At 77.5% G+C, this 1,991-nt stretch carries 2 protein-coding genes and 1 pseudogene; 1 reads left to right on the top strand and 2 read right to left on the bottom strand.

All coding sequences use genetic code 11. The features are described from left to right. A partial coding sequence (locus tag HUW36_RS31835; protein ID WP_484502615.1) for an MFS transporter occupies nucleotides 1–627 on the bottom strand: 627 nt, incomplete at its 3' end. A 117-nt stretch (nucleotides 628–744) separates the two neighbouring features. On the opposite strand from HUW36_RS31835, the gene HUW36_RS31830 reads away from it, so the two are divergent. Beyond that, nucleotides 745–1,734, top strand: coding sequence for a LacI family DNA-binding transcriptional regulator (locus HUW36_RS31830; RefSeq protein WP_174531450.1), 990 nt, complete (start codon nucleotides 745–747; stop codon nucleotides 1,732–1,734). Between the two features lie 7 nt (nucleotides 1,735–1,741). On the opposite strand, the pseudogene HUW36_RS31825 reads toward HUW36_RS31830, so the two are convergent. Next, nucleotides 1,742–1,991: pseudogene (locus HUW36_RS31825) on the bottom strand (FUSC family protein); the annotation flags it as partial.

Raw genomic sequence — 1,991 nt, 5'->3', positions numbered from 1 at the left:
GCCGGCCGCCTCGGCCGGCGCGGAGAGGAAGGCCCGGGCGCCGAGCAGGGTGCCGGCGAGGATCAGCACCGCCAGCACCGGCAGGTGCACCCCGATGGGTACGCCGAGTCGGGCGGCGCCCGCGCCGAGCCCGGCCCCGGCCACCGAGCCGAGGCTCCAGGCGGCGTGGAACCGGGGCATGATGGTGCGGCCGATCCGCTTCTCCACCGCCGCGCCCTCGACGTTCATGGCCACGTCGCACAGGCCGGAGCCGAATCCGAACGCGGCCAGCCCGAGCCCGACGCCGGGCGCCCAGCCGGCCAGCCCGGTGGCGAGCCCGGCCACCGTCATGCCGAGCGCGACAAGCAGCGTCGCCACCGCCACCGTGCGGGCCGGGCCCAGCCGCTGGGTGACCAGGCCGGCGGTCGGCATGGCCAGCAGCGCACCCACCGACATGCAGAGCAGCAGCAGGCCGAGCCGGCCGGGGCTGAGCCCGAGCGTCTCCCGGACCGCGGGCACCCGCGAGAACCAGCTCGCCACCGCCAGCCCGTTGAGGGCGAACACGACGGCGACGCCGGTGCGGGCGGCCAGAACCGGCCGGGGCACCGGTGGCCGCTGCCCGGCCGGTGCGTCGAGGGTGCTGCTCACGGTGCGGTCGTCCCTTCCCGAGGATGGTCCCGACGACCATCGCACACCTGAGAGCGCTACCACCACAAGCGCTCCCACCCCTTACCCGCAAGGGCCCGGACCGGGCATGATGCGGTCATGGGCACACCGACCACTCGACCCGCCACCCTCGACGACGTGGCGCGGGCCGCCGGGGTGTCCCGGGCCACCGCCTCCCGGGTGCTCGGTGGCTACGGCTTCACCTCGGCCGACGCGCGGGCCCGGGTGGGTGCCGCCGCCGACCGGCTCGGCTACGTGCCGGACGTCACGGCCCGGGCGCTGGTGCGCGGCGCCGGGGTACGGCTGGTGGTGGCCGTGATCGGCCGCGCCGGGACGGTGCTGGACGACCCGTACGTGCACCGGGTGGTGAGCGCCGCCTCGCGGGTGTGCGCGCCGCACGGCGTCGGGGTGGCGCTGGAGTGGTTGCCGCTGGGCGACCCGTCGGGGCTGGTCCGGCTCGGCGCCGACCGGGGCGTCTGCGGCGTGGTCCTGGTCAACACGACACCGGCGGCGTTGGCGGCGGTACCCGCCCGGCTCCAGGGCCGGGTCGTCTCGATCGGCACGGGCTCGGCGACGGTGCCCTCGTTCGACGTGGACAACGCGGCCGGGGCCGAGGCGGTCCTGCGCCACCTCTACACCACCGGTCGCCGCCGCATCGCCATGGTCACCGGTCCGCGCTGGCTGGTCTGCGCGGAGCGTTCGGTCACCGCGTACCGGGGGTTGATGCGCGCGGCGGGATTGCCGGAGCGGGTGGTGACCGGCGACTTCACCACGGCCCGGGGCGGGCGGGCGGCGCTGGAGGCGCTGCGCCGGTGGCCGGAGCTGGACGCGGTCTACGCCGCCAGCGACGCCACCGCGTTCGGGGTGATCGCGGCGTTGCGCGGGCGGGGCCTGCGGGTGCCGCACGACGTCGCGGTCGCCGGTTTCGACGACCTGCCGTACGCCGCGGTGAGCAGCCCGCCGCTGACCACCGCGACCCATCCGGTGGACCGGATCGCCGCCGCCGCGGCCACCGCCGTGCTGACCCGGGCGTCGGTGGCCCCGGCGACCGCCTTCGCGTCCACGCTGGTGGCCCGGGAGAGCGCCTGACCGGCGCTCAGCGCTCCGGCCCGCCGACCGCCGCGTCGACCCGGCTGAGCACGGTGGCGTCGTCGTCCACGCCCACCCCGCGCAGCAGGTCGATGGCGGTGGCCCGGACCTGGCCGATGATCATCGCGAGCGGCAGCGTCGGACCGGCGGTGAACAGCCGCCCGGCCGACCGGACCGCCTCCAGCGCCGCCACGTCGACCCGGGCGGCGTGGCTGTCGGCGACCTGCTCCTGCCCGGTGAGGTCGGCGGCGAGCGCG

The organism is Micromonospora maritima (assembly GCF_902825405.1).
Taxonomy (GTDB): domain Bacteria; phylum Actinomycetota; class Actinomycetes; order Mycobacteriales; family Micromonosporaceae; genus Micromonospora; species Micromonospora maritima.
The sequence above is the reverse complement of the archived record's forward strand: the minus strand, read 5'-3'. Positions and strand labels throughout refer to the sequence as shown.